Here is an 18,967-nt window from a genome sequence, read left to right on the forward strand (position 1 = left end):
CGTCCGCGTTTAAGTCAGAGGCGGAAAAGAAGTCCTCCCCAATAAAATCCTCCGCCGACCGCGGGCGTAAGGAATACATCACCTTTTTTGAATGTTCCTTTATAATAATATTCTGATAAAACGATAGGGATGGACGCCGCGGAAGTGTTGCCGACGCGCGAAAAATTCATCAATATCTTTTCTTTGGGGAACTTGGTACGTTTTAACACGTCCTGCACGACGACGTCCGTTCCCGGATGAGGCACTACCCAATCTATGTCCTCTATTTTTAATCCGTTCCGCTCCAAAAGGAGATCCATGGATTTTAAAGTAAGATCGGCCGCGTTCGTTACGAGTTCCGGATAACTTTTCACATAACTCTGCGGAGGCGGTCCGGTAACGATGATCCCGGCGAGATCCCCGTCGTCTTGAAGAAACGAATCGATCAGGCCGAAGTTTTTATCCCCCGTATTTTCCAAAAACACTCCTGCGGCCGCATCTCCCGCGGTGAATTCCCCGTAACCTCCCATTCTGGTGCGAACCGAAAAACGTTCGCTTCCGATCACGAGCGCGTTTTTGAATTTACCGGTGTTTAAAAACGCGGAAGCGGTTTGAACTCCGTGTACGAAACCGGTGCACGCGGTGCTGACGTCGAACGCGAGGGCGTTTTTGGTTCCCGAAAGTTTCGATGCTTGCGGCGCGAGATCGGGAAGATAATAACGATCGGTCCAATTGGCGAGAACGTAAAGATCCACTTCTTCCGGTTTTTTTCCGGCGTCCTTCAGGGCCATTTCCGCGACACGCGCGGCCATGAACATAGGGGTTTCCGTTTCGTCGGCCCTTCTTCGTTCGTTGACTCCTATGTTTCCGATGACCGCTTTTTCCGCCGGGTGCATTTCCGGAAACTTCAAACGGGAACGGATCTCTTCGTTGGTCACGATCGTTTTCGGAAAATAATGACCGAACCCGGTGATTCTTACTCCGTTCGACGTTAGGTTTTTTCCGCTCATTTCGTTCCTCTACTAAATTCGAATTTTATTTTATTATGGAAGTCTTGTATATACCATAAATTGTTCTATGTAAATCTTTTCCGGATCGAGCTCCCGTAAAACGGTCAATTCCTCCGCGGTGACGGGCGGCTCGTTCTTAAGCGGAATGTCCTCGTCCGGAGGAAGCCACGAAGTGAAACGAAGCACCGCTTCGTCCGGTTCCATTTCTTCGTCGGAAGGAGGAGCGATCCAATGAGAGAATTCGAATACGTGATCCGTATTCGGCGTTCGTTTGAATCTTCCGAACTGACAGATCGCCTCCATAACCCGGTCTCCCACCGAAGTGATATGATGTACTTTTTTGACGAACCTGCCGCGGTTAGCCTTTGCCACCACGATACAATCCGCGTTGGCTGCGATGTCGTTGGCTCCTCCGGAACCTACGAGAAATTTTCCCTTGGAAGTCATCGAGGAATTGATATTGCCGAACCAATCCACTTCCGCCGCTCCTAGAACGCCCAGACAATGATCGGGAACGACCGTGCCTAGTATGTTGGTAATATCCGAAAGCATGGAACAATCCTTCGTGTGAAGTTGGCTGAAAAGAAACACGTCGCCCGTATGGGGTTTCATGGAAAAAAAACCGAGTTCGGTGACTACGCTTACTTGGATGCCTTCCTTTTCCAAAAAATGCGCTGCCGTCCAAGCCGAGATATGAGCCGCGCCGATTCCCGCGAGAATGGTTTTGTATCCTTTCTCCTTTACGTATTCCCGGATCGCTCTCGCCGCCAAAATGATCATCTGTTCCGAGTCGTTGACCGTTTTCGGATCTTCGAGTTTTTGCGCCTTGTTTTCCGCGGGAATGTTCTTCAATCTTCTGAGACGAACGCTTCCCAGTTTTTCCAAATATTCCGAATGTCCTCCGGAAAGATTTACGAAATCCGCATACCATTTTTCAGCCTTGGAAGGCACGTTAGCCGCTTCATTGGCCTCGATTTGGAATTCGTAGTCGTCGAGATAAGTGGAAAGACCTTCGAACGCTTTTACTCCCGGCAGGTCGTGAACGCGAAGCGATTGCGGATGAGCTCCGAATTCCGCGACCGCGAGTGCGGCGACTCGGTTGCCCGGAATCGAAACCAATTCGGAAGGAATGGAACCTCCGGGAACGATTTTTTCCACGGTGGCGATTACTCCTTGTTTGGCGGCGAGCGCTCCCCAATTTCCCTCGCCGCTCGGCGGACAAAGTACGAGATTTCCGTACTCGTCGCCGATCACTGCGTGTAACAACGTATAGTCGGGATTGAGCGGAAGAATATAGGCTAAATCGATCCCTTTTTTTCCGCGATAATCGGGAGGATACGATCCGTTCGTATGTTCGACTACGCCGGTGTTTTGCGGATCGGGAAAAAGAAAGGCGGTTTTGCCTAACTTGTCCAGAATCAGATCGCTTCCCAAAAGTGAGTTGGTCACGAATCCGGGAAGTCGCATCGCTCCGGCTATCAACCTTTGAACGAGACTGAGAAGGGACCAGAGTTCGAATTCGAACGGATTCCCTTCGAATAAATTAGAATATAATGAATTAGGCGAAGGCTTCGGATAGTTGTCGCCGGCGAATCCGGTGATCATCCTCTTTACGATCTTGGATAAGGTAAGTGCGTGCGCGCTCGAATGGATCCCGGCCATGCTGATCGTAAACTGCGGATTCGTAAATTGAAAACAACGGGCGAGCGAATAGATCAGCGCGTTCGGACGCGACATCGTCGCGGAAAGATGAAGATACGCTCCGGGGCGTACGATTTCACGGATCATCTCATCGGGATTGTCGAAGATCTTCGTGTTCGTTTTCAATGATTCTCAATTTTCCTTTTCAATCCACGACGTAGAAACCGCCTTTTCTTCGTTATACGCCGAATTCCGAAACGAACGGGGACATACGAAAAAAAGAGGAGGTTCATTACGGAAAAATTCCGTTTTCCTGCGGATTTATTTCCTCCGAATTTTCGGAAAAATAACGAGCAAGAAATTATATTCGAACGGTTGAAGGATATTCTTTGAAGAATCCTTCGCATCAAGAACTTTTTATTCCGGCGTTCGACGCTTCCCCGTTTTTGCAAAATCGACCGGATCGGAAAATCTTTTGTCTCATTCGACAAGCCGACTTCCGCTTTTTGGCGGGTTCGACTTCTTATCCGGGAAGTGTTTCAAGATCGGGACCGAGAATTCCGAAACTGTAATAGAGCCCAAGTATACGTAACGGGTTTCGTTTTCCAAAGTTCGTTCATACGACCCATTTCTTTTCGATCCTATGTCAGAGATACAGATAGAATTCCCCGCCAATCAGCACTTTTCGACGGATATCCCGATTCGGAAAACGGATCTGGCTTTGGACATTCACGTTTCGTTCGCGTCCATCCTGGATCTCGTGATGGAAGCGCATCTTCGTTTCTTCCAATATCTCGGTTTTTCCGTGACCGATATCTTCGGCAGAAGTATCATTTTCGCCAACGCGGGAATTTTGTATCAAGGGGAACTTCTCTACGACGATCTTACCACCGTGGACGTGGTGCTCGATAACTTAGGGGAAAAATCCTTCGACCTTTACTTTCGTCTTTCCAAAAACCGGAGAAGGGAGAAGGTCGCCCTCGTTAAAATCCGAGTTCTTACCTTCGACTATTCCGCGCGTTCGGTGGTTCCGATTCCCGATGGGTTCCGTAAAATTTTCACTGACGGAAAACTTCCCGTATATCCTTCTCCCGAGGTGGGTAACAGTAAGGAAGCCGTCTTCGAGAACGTTTCTCGTTTGGGAAATTTCGGCAAGTTGGAAGTGTGGAGATTGGCGCACGATCTTATCTTAAAGATTTATCAATTGGAGCGAAAGATGGGAGGAACCCAGGCGAGGGAACATTCCGCCGTTTTCGAACATCTGCGTTCCGTTTCCACTTTACTTCCAGTCAAAATCGCCGCGGCTTGGGGAAGCAGAATGTATTCGGAAAAGATACGGAACATTCTCAAAGCCAAGGTTCATCTCGAGGAACTCCGTTATCTTCTGGTTCTCGCCGGGGACCTCAAGGCCGCTTCCGCGGAAGGGGAACTTTCAGATCTGGAAATCATAAACGAACACCTCAAGAAATATCTGGCCCGCGTCCGGAACGGAAAAACGAGAAAATTGTAGTTTATAGAATCATAAAATTCTAATATAGTATCCGAGGTTTTCTATGAAGGGTAAGGTGGCTATGGTAACCGGAGGAAGCACCGGTATCGGTAAAGCCGTGGTCCGGGAGTTCGTCTCCAAAGGGGTTAGGGTCGTTTTTTGCGGACGAAGATCCGAGGAAGGAAAAAAAACAGAAGAGGAGATTCGTTCTTCGGGCGGTGAAACGGTTTTCGTCAACTGCGACGTGACCGATTCTTCCCAAGTGAAAAAGGTCGTCGAGACCGCTCTGGAAAAATTCGGCAGATTGGATTTCGGAGTGAATAACGCGGGTATGATGGGCGGTAATTTTCCGATCCACGAATATCCGGAAGACGTTTGGCAAAAGGTGGTGGACGTCAATCTCAAAGGCGCTTGGCTTTCGATGAAATATCAGATTCCAGAAATGATCCAAGCCGGTGGAGGGGCGATCGTGAACGTTTCCTCGATCTCCGGTATCAACGGTATGGTGGGCATCAATCCGTATTCGGCGGCGAAACACGGCATCGTCGGTTTGACGAAAAGCGCCGCTTTGGAATACGCGAAAAAAAACATTCGCGTCAACGCGATTTGTCCGGGCGCCGTGCGAACGGATATTTTAGAGGAGTTGTTCCATCTTGCGAAAGATCCCGAGGACGCGGAAAAACAACTGGTCAAACAACATCCTATGCATCGGATCGCGACTCCCGAAGAAGTGGCTAAAACCGCGGTTTGGCTTTGCGGCGAGGATTCCACTTTTATCACGGGGACGGCGCTTCCGATCGACGGGGGTTATTCCGCTAAATAATTCGTCCTAAAAAAGGCGGCCGATTTTTACGGGGACGACTCTAAATATAAAACGGGATTTCCCGGAAAAATGCGGATTCGTGAAATTTGTTCTTGAATCCGTTTTGTGACACATTTTTATAATAATTTCTCGGAATTGTCTCAGTTTCTACGCTTATATGGTCATCAATTATTTCGGAATTACGGAAAAAGGAAACTTTCGTTCGCATAACGAGGATTCGATGTATGCGTGCGGCGAAATCGTTGCCGGTACGATTTCGGGTTCGTTTTCCTCGTCCGGCTTTCAGAGTTCCGAGGATTCTCCTTTGATCCTCGCTTTGGCGGACGGAATGGGAGGGCATATCTCCGGCGAGATCGCAAGTAGAATGACCTTGGAAAAACTCGCGTGGACGGTCAAGAGGATCCAACCTCTCGAAGAACTTCCCCGCGCCGGTTGGCAGAATTTATTCCGAAAGATAAATCACGAAATCAACGAACACGCGATGCAGACCGGTCGTCTCGGAATGGGAACCACGTTAGTCGGCGTTCTCTTCGGTCGAAAGAAGGTTCTCGTTTTCAATATGGGCGATAGCAGGGCGTATCATTTTTCTTCGCGCGGAATTCAGAAGATCACGGTGGATCATTCCTTTTCCGATTCGGCGAAAGACAATCCAAATTCCAGAAGTTATATCACGAGTTGTATCGGCGGCGGAACCACCGATCTTCAGATGGATCTTTTCGACATCACCGACGCTCTTCGGGAAGGAGATCGGATTCTTCTTTGTACGGATGGTTTGACGGACGTGATCAAGATCGACGATCTCGAAGAAATTCTGTCGAACGCCTCCAACGTCAAGGAGGCTTGTTCCCATCTTTCGGAAGAGGCCAATCTTCGTATGACCAAAGACAACAGCTCCGTCATCGTGATCGAAGTAAAGGAAATGGCGTTGTCCTACGCGGAACCTTGGAAACTCAGCCCAAGCGAAAGAAAACGGTAAGCGTAAAAAACACGGCTCCTTCCGGGGTTTCCTCGAAAGAGGATCGAAACGGAAAATCAGATTTTTTTAATATTTCTAAAAATCCCAATCCGGCCCCTTTGCTTTCCTCCGGTCTTTCTCCTTTGATTTTTTCCTGATACAGTTCCTTGATTTCCTCTCCCGTTAACGAAAGAAAATGATCGAGTTTATCCCGAAGCGGTCGAGCCGTTTCCGGACTGAGAAAGTTGGCGGTGGAAAGTTTGAGAATATGGCTTTTTTCCTTTACCAATATCAGACCGACGCCGTAGTCGTTTTCCCGTTCGGAGGAATAGTGACTTACGTTCTGCGCCATTTCCACGAATACGTTGAGAATCTTGTTTTTCCGTTTTTCGCCGGTTATCCTGTCCTTGAGGATTTCGGTAAGGTTTCCCAGGATTTCGTGTGTAACCGCGCCTTGGTAGTAGAGGACCGACCTCATTTTTTTGGTATGGTCGTATTGTTTGTGAAGTCCGGAAGATTTCATATTCAAAAATCGTTATAGATCCGGAGCGGTCATACTTACGAAGGAGGATTGACTTCCTATGGCGAAGGCCATTGAGATCGCGTTTCTGAGTCTGACCTTTCTTGCGCCTTCGGTGATGTGATCGTGGTCGCATTCCGGATCGACGTTTTTGAGATTGATGGTCGGGCAGATGGTTTGTTTTTCGAGCATTAAGGCCGTGGCCGCTACGTTGATAATTCCCGCCGCTCCGAACGTATGACCGAAAATCGGTTTTATGGAACCCAAGGGAGCCCATTTATTTTTGGCGAGTCCGTTGTATAATACCTTTAACGCTCGGCTTTCGGCCATATCGTTGTTGATCGTCGCGGTTCCGTGTCCGCAGAAATAGTCTATGTCTCCGAGTTTGAGTCCGCTGATTTTTAGAAGACGATTGAGTCCGGCCGCGGCTTTTTTTCCAGTCAGATCCATTCTCATGGCGTGATCGGCCTCGTTGTAGCTGAAAGTTCCGAGGACTTCCGCGTAGATGCGCGCGCCCCGTGCGAGCGCGTGGTCCATTCTTTCCAAACAAAGAACGGCGGCGCCTTCCCCCAAAATGAATCCGTCCCGATTTCGATCATAGGGTTTGATCGCGGCTTTGGGATTGTCCTTTTCCGCGGACATGACGGAACTCGCGGGATCGGAATACATCATCATCAAGGGTTTGATCAGAGGGAATTCGTGTCCTCCCGCATACATGACCTCGGCTCTTCCTTTGCGGATCGCCTGGTAACAGAGGCTGATCGCATGATGACCTCCGACACATGCGGCCGTGATCGTTGTGACGAAACCTTGGATGTTGGCGTAGATGGCGGTCAGGTTGGTAGGATTGGAAGCCATCGAGGTAAGGACGGAATAACGATCGAAAACCCCGGAGTTTTTTTCCTGATGATAGAGTTTCCACGCGTGTTCCCACCATGCCAAAGACGCTCGCGAAGATGAATCGATAAATCCGACTTTGGAAGGATCGACCGTATCCTTTTCGAGTTTTGCGTCCCGTCTCGCTTCCTCCATGGCGGCCATCAGTGCGAACGTTTCGCGGTTGTAATTCTTTGCGTGTTTTTCGTTGAGGTCGGGAAGGAACTGTTTCCAGTCGAATTCGTTCATTTCTGCCGCAACTTTGACCGGCAGATCGTCGGTTGAAAATCTCGTGATCGTATCGATCTGAGAACGTCCTTCGGAAAGATTTTTCCAGAATTCTCCGACGGAAAACGTATTGGGAAGAATGACCCCGATTCCCGTTATGACCACTCTTGAATTTTTACTCGGTTTCGTTTTGTCCATAATCCAGTCGATTTGCGTCCTTTACCCGTAACTGCAAATGACACGATCATTTCGATTTTCTGCGGGAATCGGCAAGTGGTCGGAACCGCAACCGATCGATTCGTGGCAAAGAAAGCGATTTCAGTTATTGAGTTGGACGGGAAAAATCAAATCAAAAATACCGAATATGGATTTTTTGGATTTTGTTCCGATGTTCCGACTTTAGCTGGGAAAAACGAAGGTTTGTTTGTCGATTTTTGTGTGAGTTCCCACAGGACGGGGCGGTTTGCGGGAAAGTTTGTTTCTGTATTTCTGAGGAATCGACGCCGTTTGTATTCTTACCATCCGTCTTTTGGTTTTAACGACAAATTGTGTGGGAACTCACACGGTTTGAGCGAGGGGTTCGGTTTGTGTCGCGAGATTTTTTCCGTAGGAACTCCCCGTGGTTCAAAGAAATTCCGCTCCTTCGGATTTCCTTTGTCGAAACAAAATTGAGCGAAACGAGCGCGGAGCCGACGACGAAAAAATTTTTGAGAACGAATTTCAAATTCGAAAGAAAACTCGATCCAAGACAAGAGGAGTTCCCACAGAACCGGAATCGTTTGAACGAAATACGATTCCGGGCAAACCGGAATTTTACAAAATGTAACAAAAAATGTTACAAAAAGATTGTCAAAAAATCAACGCCGATCAGATTGTGATTCTTCTGAAAATAAAGGGGAACTGTGATGTGGAATGAAACTCTTTTAGCGCAAAAGAAAAAGGCACTCGAGGGATTTTCAGTATTGTCCCGAGAATCGATTTCTCGGTTTATACAAAGTCTTCAAAAGCAAACCGAATGGGAATTACATCGGATGAATCCGCTTCGTTTCGCGAAAAAAAACGGAATTACGACGGATGAAACCTTGGATCTGTTTCTACATTCCGGAAAAATCGGACTTTTGGATTTCTCTTATAATATGATTTGCCCCGCTTGTGGGGGAATCGCCGCTTCCCATACGTCCTTGGATCAGATCGAAGAGAAAAGTTTTCACTGTTCCATCTGTAATCTGGACGTTCCTACTACGCTCGATGACCAAGTGGAAGTTAGTTTTTCCGTGCATCCTTCCCTAAAAAAGTCGGATCTTCAGCCGCTCGCGGATGTTCCGACTTATCTCAACTACCATATTTCACATAACTTTCATAAGTCGAAGGAACTTTTGGAATTCATTTTCGGGAATACGAAAGGTTTGATCGTGTTGGAGCCAGGTTCCACGCAGACGATTCGACTCGACGCCCGAAACGTGCCCGCTTATCAACTCAGTTCCGTGGAAAACAATTCGGCCGTTCATCTGCGTTTTGACGCCGAAGTTCCGACCTCGGACCGGATCATCGATCTAAGTCTGCTTCCTTCCGGTTTTACTCCGACGGAACTACATCTTTCTCCGGGAGAATACGAACTCAAGGTCTCCAATCGAACGATCGCCAAGTCGGGTTTCCTTCTTTTCGTCCCGAATATCGAAAGAATATTAGAAATCATTAAAGAACATCCTACCGTCGTAGAACCGTTTCTCACCGCAAAAATGCTCCTGAATAACCAGACCTTTCGCGAACTTTTCCGAGTTCAACAACTCAGCAACCGACTCAACCTGAACGTAAAAAGTCTGACGATATTGTTCACCGATCTAAGGGGTTCCACCGAGATGTACGATAAGGCTGGGGATATGTTGGCGTATCGTTTGGTGCAGGAGCATTTTCGTCTTCTTGCGGAAACCGTAAAAAAATTCAGCGGCGCGATCGTAAAAACCATGGGGGATGCGATCATGGCGACTTTCTCCAGTCCTTCCGACGGAATGATGGCCGCTTTGGAAATGATGACACGTATCGATCAGATGAACGAAGAATTCAAAGAACACGGACACGAAATCGGATTGAAGGTCGGCTTAAACGAAGGACCGGCTCTCGCGGTGATCAACGACGAACGTTTGGATTATTTCGGACAAAGCGTCAACATCGCCGCGCGGGTACAGGCCCTTGCTTCCGCCGGAGAAATTTGGGTTACCGAACCCATTCTTTCGTCTCCCGGAATCTTGGATCAACTGAGTCAAAGAGGTTACGGTTCCGAAAAACACGAGGCCTCCCTTAAGGGAGTGGGTCGTACGGCGACCGTTCATAAACTGTTTAAGAACGAGGAAACCGCGAAACTTGCGGGTGTTTTTTAGAAAACGGAAATAGATCCGTATCGAAAACTAAAGTCGATTCGGAAATAATTATTTTCAAAAAATACTACGTTCGAATCCTTATGCCTTAAAAAAGGAAAGGGTTATGAATCTAAAAAATAAGAGTTGGTCGCTTCTCGTATTGATCTTGTTGTCGTCTATCGGTTGTAAAAAAGACGCGGCTTCCGTAGCGATCGAAATGAAGGAATTGGTGAAGAAGTCGCAGGAAATCACCTGTTCTAAAACCGTCGAATGCGCTCAGGAACAGTTCAGCAAACTTCCGGAGTCTCAGAAAAAATTCCTTCCTCCGATGTTGCAATCCAAGGAAGCCTGTCTTGAGTCCCTGACGAAATCCGCGGCGGAAGCAAGAGCAAAGTCCGGCAAAACAGAAGAGGACGAATGGAAAGAAGCGACTCCCGAAAAATTGTCCGCCGCCAAGGAATGTATGAGCCTAATCGAAAAGACGAGTTGTTCGGAATTGATGTCTCCCAACAATCCTCTTCAGAAATCGGAGGCATGCGCTTCCTTGAGTAAAAAATAATATTCAATAATTTGAATTTTCAACCCGTGTGTTCGCGCCTATCGGTGCGATAGCGCGGGTTTTTTATTTCTTTCAGACCTATTTTTCGACTAAGAACATTTACAGACGGGATAAAGTATTTGTTTTAAGATCGATTTTGACGGAAACTTATCCGGTTCGAACAAGCCGACCAAATTCGCGTCCATTTTTCTTTTGGGAAGATAATACGAACCGAAAAGGATATCCCAAAAAGCGAGGGCGCCGGAACTGTAGTTGTTGTTCCCTTCCGCCGGAATTTTGGAATGGTGCCATCTGTGCAGCTCATTCATATTGAATATCCGATTTAAAAAACCCAGCCGAAAGTCTATGTTCATGTGGTTATATATCGACACGAAGTTATTCAACATTCCAACGATCAAGACCGCGTCGGCATGTAATCCCAATAAAAGAGAGGGGAGTAACGCGCCGCCCGTAGTTAGGATCGTATTGATAGGATGTGCTCGAAACGCATTCATCCAATACAACCTTCCCGGGGAATGGTGAATCGAATGAACCCTCCAAAGAAAGCCGTCCCTTGCGTGTGAAAAACGGTGAATCCAATAAGGAACGAAACCGGAAAAAAACATTCCGATCAAAACTTGAAACCATAAGGACAATCCGTTTGCGTTAGTCGCCGTTTGGCCGCCGGAGAAGGACATCAACCGGTGTACGATGCCCGCGAGCGCGGTGCCCGTAATCGGGGCGACGATCGGTTGTAGTGCCAGAAAAAATAGGTCTGATTTCGAATCGGAATCCGATTTGTTCCATATTTTTTCGAAAGGAATCAGTCTTTCTAATATCATACCTGTCAATATCGAAACGGAAAGGACGGAATACGCGATCCATATGTTTCCTGCATAACCGATCAAAATCGCCGAAGACGAAAAAAATAGAATGGGAAATCCGAAGTATCGGATTCCTTGTTTCAAAATCTCCATATATACACTCCTAAATATCTAGAATTAACGATTTATTGAACATAAAAAATCAACAGCAGCTCCGAAGATAGGACGTTAATTTGGAAATATGTTCCAGGATACGTTCGCGATCGGGTCTGTAATAAACCTCTTTTCCGGATTTTCTTCGGATTAAGATCCCGCCTTTTTTTAGCTGATTCAAATGCGTAGAAACCGTGGATTGACCCAATCCGGACGATTCTACCAACTCTCCGACCGTCTTTTCTTTGCCGTCTGCAAAAGAAAGAAGAAGATTCAGACGCGTCTCACTTGCTAACGCGGATAAAAATTCCTGAATACGGGGATCGATTCCCGGGTTCTTCTTCATATTTACATATTTGGAATTAACGATATGTTTGTGTCAATAAAAAAAACAGATCTTTCTGCCTGCTTTCCTTCGGATCCGATTTAACCCCGGAAATCATCCGGAATACGTGTCATAAGACGTGATATTCACTTTGTCTTCTTATAAGTAGGGAAAGTCCTTTTCGGATCCGTCGGGAAACCATCTTGACGATCCGGTTTTCCCCGCCCAAGGTGTTTTAAACTTTTATATTCAAGGGAAGGACGTGGATGAGAATCCGGCCTAAATTTTTCCGAACGATAGTTGCCATTACGGCTTTTTGGTATATTTCATTTTCTTTATGTTCTTGTGGGAAGGATTCCGCGAGTTCGGACGTTTTGCTCGGACTTTTGGCACTTGCCGGTCAAGGGTCCGTTCCTTACTTCGGTGGAGGAGAAACTTCCCCTCCGCCTCCCGATTCGGAGGAACCCGCCGGGCCGCTGTTGAACGATCTGAGTTCGCAGTCGAACTATGTGATCGCAAGTCCCGATCCCTATCAAAGTATTCGTATTACGTTTTCATTGAATAGTTCGGTCGCTTATCCAGTCTCATACAAGGCCTATCTCGGCAGACCGAATCTGCTGCAATTGAACGCGGACGGAGTGAGTGCGTCCAATTTCATCCAACAGACTTCCACGACGGAGCCGGGTTCTTCGAATCGTTTTCTGTTTATTTCTCCCGAAACGAGTCAGCGTTATAAGGTCATCGTGATCGCGCAGAGCATCTACGGTAATTCGTCCAAGGAAATCATCACGACTCCTCCTGCGATTCCGGGAGGACCCTGCGCCGGTGCGGTAGCGCTCCCGGTCACGCTCGGAAACTGCGCGCAACATTGTGTCGAAGCGACTTTGAACGGAACTCGGATCGAATTGGTTTCCCGTTTTAACAACCCGGCTCTGATGGCTTATTTGTATATGGATCTGACGACGTCTTACGCGGGTGGAGCCGGGCCGACGCCGTTTCAATACGTGGAACAGTTCGACGCTCCCGCGGGCATTTATGAAGCGAGAAGCGACTTCGATCGGAACACTTATACAAACGCGTGTTTTACTCTAAGTTCCTATCAGGTAAACGACGACGGAACCGCCGGTGGTTTTTCGGATCATTACTTGAACACGACCATCACGGTGCCGTAGCTCGTTCAACTTTCCTGTTCTATGACTTCCGATTCTTTGAGCGAGAATTCGGTTTTGCCGAGTCCTCGTTTTCTGCGGTCGAAGATCCAATACACGTAGAGAACGATCGCGAAAAAACTCTGTAGAATGAATTGGGCCAAATGAACCGTCGTCGCGTAGAACAATCCTTCGGATGCTTTTCTTCCCATCAAAACGAAGGAGGATGTGACCGATGCGTGAAACACTCCCGCACCTGAAGGAGCGGAAGGAACCATAACTCCTACCGCTCCACCAAACATGATTAAGACGATACCCGCGTAACCCATTTCGATCCCTACGAGTTTGAGTAGAATTCCGTAACTCAGCGCGTAACCGATCAACCAAGTGAACGCGGTCAAAACCGCCGGAAGCAAGAATTTACGAAAGACTAAAAAATTTCCGAGATCGCGAATGTAATGCGCCAGTCGGTTTAAAAACCATTCCCGTTTTCCGGCGAGTCCGGCGATCCGAGCGAGTACGGAAATTAATAATTCGTTGAAGTACCGAACAGCTACGAGGCCCAGAAAAATTCCGAGGATCGCCGATGTGGAAAGGATAAAAAATGAATCGCTGCTCGCGTCCTTGATCCCCAGAAACATGAGTGCGCAGATTCCCGCGGAGAAGATAAAGGAGAAGTCCAAGACTTTTTCGATGAATAACGCGGTGACCAAGGTGGGGTAAGCGAGTTCGGATTCCTTTTTGCAGAAATAGAGTCGGAAAATATCGCCGCCTCGCGCGGGCAGAAACATGTTGGCTCCCACTCCGATGAAGGAAGATAAGAGCGCATAACGGAAGCGGATTCGTTTTCCCATGAGTAGGTGCCATCTCCACGAGAACATCAATAACCCCCAAGCGCTTGAGATACAAAACGGGACGAGATAGATCGGTTCCCAACGTTCGCGGATCCTTGTAAACTCCCCTAGGTCGAGTTTGTAGAATAAAAATCCCAGCGCTCCGAGGCTGACTACGGTTCCTAATACGATTCGTTTCAATTCGATTTACCTCGGTTTATCCCGGCGGCCACGTCATACGACGTTCGGCTAAAAGATGAAAATGGATGTGAAAGACTGTCTGGCCGCCGTTCTTCCCGGTGTTGTTGACGACACGATATCCGTTTTCGGTGACGCCTAACGTTTCGGCCGTATCGCGTATGCGGAGTAGTATGTTCCCGTATAAGGTCGCGTCTTCTTCCGAAATTTCGGCCAAGGACACGACGTGTTTTTTCGGTATAAAAACCACGTGAACCGGAGCCTGCGGGGAAATGTCGTGGAAGGCGATGATTTCCTCGTCCTCATACGCGATTTTTGCCGGTATTTCCTTTTTTGCGATCTTACAGAAGATACAACTCGATTCGTTCATTCGTGATACTCCATACAGAGCGCAGCCGCGCCCAGGGTTCCGGATACGTTTTCTCCCGGCAATATTCTCGTGTACGTCCTAAAAATGGGAAAGATCAGCTCTTGGATCCTTCGTTTGAGTCCGTCCCCGAACATCGCCCAGGAACGGATCAATCCGCCGGTAAAGACGAGCGTATCAGGATTTAGAGTGTGGATCAACCCTCTGCAAAGTTGCGCGAGCGCTTCGATACCTTCGTCTAACAACGATACTGCGGCTTGTTCGCCCCGTTCCGCTCTTCGGAAAAATTCCTCCGCGGAAGAAAGTTCGGTTCCCGTTTTTTCCGAGTATCGGGTCAAAAATCCGCTCGCGCTGAAATACGTTTCCGCACATCCTCTTTGTCCGCAACCGCATATCGGACCGCGCGGGTCGTAGGTGACATGGCCCACCTCCATTCCGCTGCCCTTATATCCGTTGAACAATTTTCCCTGATATACCCAGCCCCCTCCGAGCCCGGTTCCTAAAGTCAGGATGAGAAGGTTGGAGGAATTTTTTCCGTTTCCGAATCTGTATTCTCCGAGGGCGGCGACGTTTGCGTCGTTATTGTAATATACCGGATACGGAAATTTATTTCTTAGATGATCGACTAACGCGACTTCTTTGAGTAGGGGAAGGTTGGCGGATTGAAGGAGGAGGCCGCGATCGGAATCTATCGGTCCGGGGCTTCCGATTCCGATCGCGGCCAACGAAGGGACTCTCATCTCCGATACGATATTCTCCAGAGATTCCAAAAAATTTTTCGAGTTCGTCGCCGCTCCCGTGGGTCGAGAAGTATTCGCGAGAACGGTTCCGTCCGGATGTACGAGGCTGGCCTTGATACTTCCCGCACCGATGTCGATCCCTAAATAGGAATTCACTTTACCACCCTGGTGAACGCTCCCTCTCTCATCTCGTAGATCGTCTTTGCGTCGAATGCTAAATTCATATCATGAGTTACTAATAGAATCGTCAGGCCTCTCGTGTTGAAATCGTAAAGAAGGTTGCGGACGAGTTCGCTGTTCTCCGGATCCAGATCCCCCGAGGGTTCGTCCGCCAATAAAAGTTCCGGCTCGTTGATCAAGGATCGGGCGATCGCCGTCATCTGAATTTGCCCTCCGGACAACTTGGAAGGAAAACTTTTTCGGATCGATTGTAGGTTGAGGCTTTGGATCAGGTATTCGCATTTTTCCTGATATTCCTTGGGACTGAACTTTCCTACGAGAAGAGCGGGAAGTAGAATATTCTCCTCCACATCCAAATGAGGGAGAAGTTCCGAAAATTGAAAGATAAGACCGATGTTGCGCGCCCGGAAATTCGCCAAGGTTCCGTGGCTCATGTCGCTCACCTTAGTCGTGTCGAAATAGATTTCCCCCGAACTGCTGCTCAACATTCCGGTGATCATCGAAAGAAGAGTCGTTTTTCCGGAACCGGACGGGCCCACGATGGCGACATAGTCGGATTGGTTCATGTCGAAGGAAACCCCGTCCACGGCTTTGGATTTGCCGTATTCACGGGAAAGATTATTGATACGAAGGATCATTTTCCCCTCCGAATGGAACGATACGGATCCAAAAACGTGAGAATAAACGCTATGGTTCCTCCGATTCCGGAAACCAAAGAAAGACAGATCAATAAACTTTTCGCCGGATCCATCCAACTGGAACTTTCATCCACCCAAGGAGGGAATACGATCGTAAGGATCGTCGCGATCAGGAAACCGATTCCGTGTAAGATCCAAAGTTCCGCGACGAGAAGGCGAACGGTTCCTACCCGATTTCCTCCCACGGCCATCATAATTCCCGCGTCGCTCGTTCTTAAAAGAGTGCGGGTCACCACCATAAATACCAATCCGGCCGAACTAAGTAATAAAACCAGCTGTGGATAATTCCGAAAGAGTTCGATACTAGAAGGGTTGGAGGGGGCTTTGTCCATTCTGACTAAAAAGATTCCGAAGATCAGAAAAAAACAAAAGAGCGCTGAAAATCCTATATGAAGAACACTGATACTAATATCGCGTTTTACGATCGAATATGCGAATCTGAAGTAGGTAATTTTTCCCATCTGGTTTCGTTTCTGCAAAATGATTTGATTTTATCCCAAGATCGGGAAATACCCGGTTTGATCCCGGGGTTTTTTATCCATTTACTAACCGGAACCTGAAAGAAAAACAAAAAAATGATCTTCGTCATTCTTGTCGCCATCGGAATCATCCTGATCGTCGCGTTTGGATCCTTCCTCATCCAGACCAAGAAAGACGCGTTCGAAAAGGCTTTGGCGTTGGCCGCGATGGGGAATTACGTGGACGCGCGAGTGATGATTCGGGATATCCTGGACAGTTCCCCTTCGAACGTTCGAGCGCATTATGTGATCGCTAAAATTTACGCGATGGAAGGGGATACGGTAAATGAGGCCCGCCACCTCGAAAAGATAAAAAAGATCGGCTCGTATGAAAAGGGAATCAACGAGGTGGCGGTTTCCAACAGGATCGCGGACATTTATTATCAGCAGGATTTATTCGAAGAAGCGCTTTTTCATTATTTGGATACGATTTCGATCGAGCCGGAAAATCCCGAGGCAAACATACGGATCGGTTTTATGGCGCTCGGACAGAAGGAATTCTCCATTGCCGATCGTTTTCTGAATAAGATTCCCAATGAAAGAATCAAAATTCCCTCCCTGTTCATCGGGAAAGGAGTTCTTGCGGCAGTCCTACATAAGGGAAATCCGAGCGAACATTTTGCCAAGGCGTACGAATTGGACCCGGCGTCCCCCGTTTGCGGATTTTTATACGCTCTTGGTTTGGCGCGGGAAGGAAAGTTAGAAGAGGCTGCCAAAACCGCCAACTCGGTGGCGGATCTGATCGAAGACGATTATGTGAGTTATACGATCTTCCAATTTCTGATGTGCGTTTTTATTCTTCAAAAAAACCTGGGAGAAGCGTTGAAGTTCGCTCGTCTTTGTATGGAGATGGCGCGGAACAGCGGATGGAAACAGGAGATGATCGATTCCGACGTTCATTTTTCTTTGTTGGCCGTCAAACTTGGAAAACTCGAAGAGGCGAGCGAGTATCTGATCGAAGCGGAGTCCGAGCGCATCGACGACAAACGAATATTAGAATTAGCTAATTATAAATTCCAATTGGAAACGAAACGTCTCGAAGCGGGTAAAACGACCCAGAGCGGATTTTCCATCGACGAAGAGATCGGGAGAATTTTCGGTGAGTTGTTTCCGGTCGAAAGATTTTACGAACTTTCCGGTCTTAAGTCTTCCAAGTCGTTTCATATCAAGGGTATTCTGGACGACCAGGGGAATAAACTTCTAACGGACATTTCCAAAATCGGCGTCGGTGTGATGGATCATTATCGCCAGCTCAAAGGAGTCGAATTCAAAAACCTTTGTGTACGAATCGTAATGGCTTTGAATTATACGGTAAGTCGAGAAATTCCGAATAAAGAAGGGGACGGACTCAACCTAACCGGGCTAAACAAGATCGATAAGGAAACCAGGGCTTTGTTTAAGTTTCGCAAATGGAAGGACGCGAAAATTTCGGATATTTTTCTGAGGGACACGTTGAGTCAGTTGAAGGAACTCGGAGTGGACAAGGCTTATGTTTTGGGGGATGCGGAATTTACGGAAGGTGCAAAACGATTTTTGACGGATAATCCGAGTCTTTTGAACGTCATCTACGGAAAAGATTTAGAAGAACTGTTGAAGAAGGCGCTTCGGATGGAGACAAAGGGCGCATAACGTATTTTCGTACATTCGCCGCTAAACAGAGGAATTATGTTCGTTACTTTTCCTGTTTTCGATTTTTGGTCTGTCGGTCGGTGCGGGGTTTTGGCTGCGTTAGTCGGTCGTTGGATTGATTCGTTATATGTTTTTGTTTGTTTGTTTGTTTCGTTTGTTTCGTTTCATGCGCTCATGGGACGAGTTGGTGTATCTCCTAGTTTGTGAATGAATTCGTTTGACCGCCGGTTTGTCTTACCAGCCTGAGAGGGTTTGTGTCCGTTGGTTGGCGAGTTGGCAGGTTGGTCCGTACGTAAGTCGCTTGCTTGCTGGCTCGTTCGTTCGCTGCTTGTGTCGGGGAGTTTGTACGTGGTAGACGGGCCCGCTTGGTGATTCGTCTTGTTTGTTGTGCGTGTCGGCGCGGACTTGCAGAGATGTTGTGTGAGAAGCCTGTGAGATATGTATACGTGTATAGGCGCTGCATTGCGCGGCGCATACGAGGGGCCGGTGGGTGATCTGGGTTGCGGTGCGTTTTGCGTGCGAGGCGCTCTTGAGTCCACCTGGGCAAGCTGGACCGGGTCCCTTAGCGGAAGCCGGTTTTAGTTTGTCGGTTCGTCCGAATTCGATTCATCCGGCTCTTTGTGCCATTCTCGGTATTCAAAGGCGTAAAAGGAGGACTCGGGGAAACATTGTAGTCGCCTTGTGGCTCTGTTGAAGGTGAGATCGAGGTGGAGGATATAGCTGTAGTGCTTGTGAAATGTGGGAACTCCCGCGTTCATCGTGTCTTCGATAGAATCTCCGACCCCGACCTCTTCCAAATACAACAGATAATTAAACAAATAACAACGAGAAACCCCGTGCGCTTGCGCCAAGGCCCCAAGCAACGTCCAACTTCCCGTTCCTAACCGAACATTGATTCGTCTCATTGTTTTCTTTTCCGCAGATCGCTGCCCCGCAGC

Annotated in this window: 20 protein-coding genes; 7 read left to right on the forward strand and 13 right to left on the reverse strand. The window is 47.8% G+C overall.

All coding sequences use genetic code 11. From position 1 onward, the window contains the following. Positions 1-14: 14 nt before the first annotated feature. Together EHQ17_RS16175 and EHQ17_RS16180 are read right to left on the reverse strand one after the other, a co-directional pair. Positions 15-989 (reverse strand): ketoacyl-ACP synthase III, encoded by a 975-nt coding sequence (locus EHQ17_RS16175; protein ID WP_135591568.1) that lies wholly within the window; start codon positions 987-989, stop codon positions 15-17. A 33-nt stretch (positions 990-1,022) separates the two neighbouring features. Then, on the reverse strand, positions 1,023-2,816 hold the full coding sequence (locus tag EHQ17_RS16180; protein WP_135591566.1) for a CoA-transferase: 1,794 nt from the start codon (positions 2,814-2,816) through the stop codon (positions 1,023-1,025). Positions 2,817-3,273: 457 nt separating this feature from the next. On the opposite strand from EHQ17_RS16180, the gene EHQ17_RS16185 reads away from it, so the two are divergent. The 3 genes from EHQ17_RS16185 (at position 3,274) to EHQ17_RS16195 (ending at position 5,918) form a co-directional block, all read left to right on the forward strand. Continuing rightward, complete coding sequence (locus EHQ17_RS16185; protein WP_135591564.1) at positions 3,274-4,140, forward strand: four helix bundle protein; 867 nt, start codon at positions 3,274-3,276, stop codon at positions 4,138-4,140. Between the two features lie 43 nt (positions 4,141-4,183). After that, positions 4,184-4,942 (forward strand): SDR family NAD(P)-dependent oxidoreductase, encoded by a 759-nt coding sequence (locus EHQ17_RS16190; protein WP_135591562.1) that lies wholly within the window; start codon positions 4,184-4,186, stop codon positions 4,940-4,942. Between the two features lie 157 nt (positions 4,943-5,099). After that, entirely contained in the window at positions 5,100-5,918 is an 819-nt protein-coding gene (locus EHQ17_RS16195; protein ID WP_135591560.1) for a PP2C family protein-serine/threonine phosphatase, read from the forward strand. Here EHQ17_RS16195 and EHQ17_RS16200 read toward each other — a convergent pair. The 3 genes from EHQ17_RS16200 to EHQ17_RS20295 form a co-directional block, all read right to left on the reverse strand. After that, on the reverse strand, positions 5,893-6,420 hold the full coding sequence (locus tag EHQ17_RS16200; RefSeq protein ID WP_135591558.1) for a SiaB family protein kinase: 528 nt from the start codon (positions 6,418-6,420) through the stop codon (positions 5,893-5,895). The two genes, EHQ17_RS16195 and EHQ17_RS16200, sit on opposite strands and share 26 nt — an antisense overlap. A 12-nt stretch (positions 6,421-6,432) precedes the next feature. Beyond that, positions 6,433-7,719 (reverse strand): beta-ketoacyl-[acyl-carrier-protein] synthase family protein, encoded by a 1,287-nt coding sequence (locus EHQ17_RS16205; protein ID WP_135591556.1) that lies wholly within the window; start codon positions 7,717-7,719, stop codon positions 6,433-6,435. Between the two features lie 201 nt (positions 7,720-7,920). Continuing rightward, positions 7,921-8,043 carry a hypothetical protein gene (locus EHQ17_RS20295; RefSeq protein ID WP_281276590.1) on the reverse strand — a complete coding sequence of 41 codons (123 nt, stop codon included), beginning with the start codon at positions 8,041-8,043 and terminating at the stop codon, positions 7,921-7,923. A gap of 383 nt (positions 8,044-8,426) precedes the next feature. Here EHQ17_RS20295 and EHQ17_RS16210 point away from each other — a divergent pair, with 383 nt between their 5' ends. Further along, positions 8,427-9,899, forward strand: a complete 1,473-nt coding sequence (locus EHQ17_RS16210; RefSeq protein WP_135591554.1) for an adenylate/guanylate cyclase domain-containing protein — start codon at positions 8,427-8,429, stop codon at positions 9,897-9,899. A 103-nt stretch (positions 9,900-10,002) separates the two neighbouring features. After that, positions 10,003-10,437: an LA_2478/LA_2722/LA_4182 family protein gene (locus EHQ17_RS16215; protein WP_135591552.1), complete on the forward strand. Its 435-nt coding sequence runs from the start codon at positions 10,003-10,005 to the stop codon at positions 10,435-10,437. Positions 10,438-10,526: 89 nt separating this feature from the next. Here EHQ17_RS16215 and EHQ17_RS16220 read toward each other — a convergent pair whose 3' ends face one another. Continuing rightward, entirely contained in the window at positions 10,527-11,393 is an 867-nt protein-coding gene (locus tag EHQ17_RS16220; protein WP_135591550.1) for a sterol desaturase family protein, read from the reverse strand. Between the two features lie 49 nt (positions 11,394-11,442). Beyond that, positions 11,443-11,739 (reverse strand): ArsR/SmtB family transcription factor, encoded by a 297-nt coding sequence (locus tag EHQ17_RS16225; RefSeq protein WP_135591548.1) that lies wholly within the window; start codon positions 11,737-11,739, stop codon positions 11,443-11,445. 353 nt (positions 11,740-12,092) lie between these two features. Between EHQ17_RS16225 and EHQ17_RS16230 the strand changes: the two genes are divergently transcribed. Next, on the forward strand, positions 12,093-12,890 hold the full coding sequence (locus tag EHQ17_RS16230) for a hypothetical protein (protein WP_135591546.1): 798 nt from the start codon (positions 12,093-12,095) through the stop codon (positions 12,888-12,890). 5 nt (positions 12,891-12,895) lie between these two features. Here the strand turns inward: EHQ17_RS16230 and EHQ17_RS16235 are convergent, their stop codons facing one another. The 5 genes from EHQ17_RS16235 to EHQ17_RS16255 are packed head-to-tail and all read right to left on the reverse strand — an operon-like array spanning position 12,896 to position 16,343. Continuing rightward, positions 12,896-13,900: a lysylphosphatidylglycerol synthase transmembrane domain-containing protein gene (locus EHQ17_RS16235; RefSeq protein ID WP_135591544.1), complete on the reverse strand. Its 1,005-nt coding sequence runs from the start codon at positions 13,898-13,900 to the stop codon at positions 12,896-12,898. Positions 13,901-13,916: 16 nt separating this feature from the next. Next, a complete protein-coding gene (locus EHQ17_RS16240) occupies positions 13,917-14,267 on the reverse strand; it encodes a histidine triad nucleotide-binding protein (protein WP_135591542.1) in 351 nt (116 codons plus the stop codon). Further along, entirely contained in the window at positions 14,264-15,160 is an 897-nt protein-coding gene (locus tag EHQ17_RS16245; RefSeq protein WP_135591540.1) for an ROK family protein, read from the reverse strand. Before EHQ17_RS16245 ends, EHQ17_RS16240 begins: the two co-directional genes overlap by 4 nt. Continuing rightward, complete coding sequence (locus EHQ17_RS16250; RefSeq protein ID WP_135591538.1) at positions 15,157-15,822, reverse strand: ABC transporter ATP-binding protein; 666 nt, start codon at positions 15,820-15,822, stop codon at positions 15,157-15,159. Before EHQ17_RS16250 ends, EHQ17_RS16245 begins: the two co-directional genes overlap by 4 nt. After that, positions 15,819-16,343, reverse strand: coding sequence for an FtsX-like permease family protein (locus tag EHQ17_RS16255; protein ID WP_135591536.1), 525 nt, complete (start codon positions 16,341-16,343; stop codon positions 15,819-15,821). Before EHQ17_RS16255 ends, EHQ17_RS16250 begins: the two co-directional genes overlap by 4 nt. Before the next feature lie 114 nt (positions 16,344-16,457). On the opposite strand from EHQ17_RS16255, the gene EHQ17_RS16265 reads away from it, so the two are divergent. Continuing rightward, positions 16,458-18,029, forward strand: coding sequence for a tetratricopeptide repeat protein (locus EHQ17_RS16265; protein WP_135591532.1), 1,572 nt, complete (start codon positions 16,458-16,460; stop codon positions 18,027-18,029). Between the two features lie 578 nt (positions 18,030-18,607). Here the strand turns inward: EHQ17_RS16265 and EHQ17_RS16270 are convergent. Next, on the reverse strand, positions 18,608-18,967 hold a 360-nt coding region (locus EHQ17_RS16270), incomplete at its 5' end, for a DUF1564 family protein (RefSeq protein ID WP_135736212.1).

Source organism: Leptospira gomenensis, from assembly GCF_004770155.1.
GTDB classification, from domain to species: Bacteria; Spirochaetota; Leptospiria; order Leptospirales; family Leptospiraceae; genus Leptospira; species Leptospira gomenensis.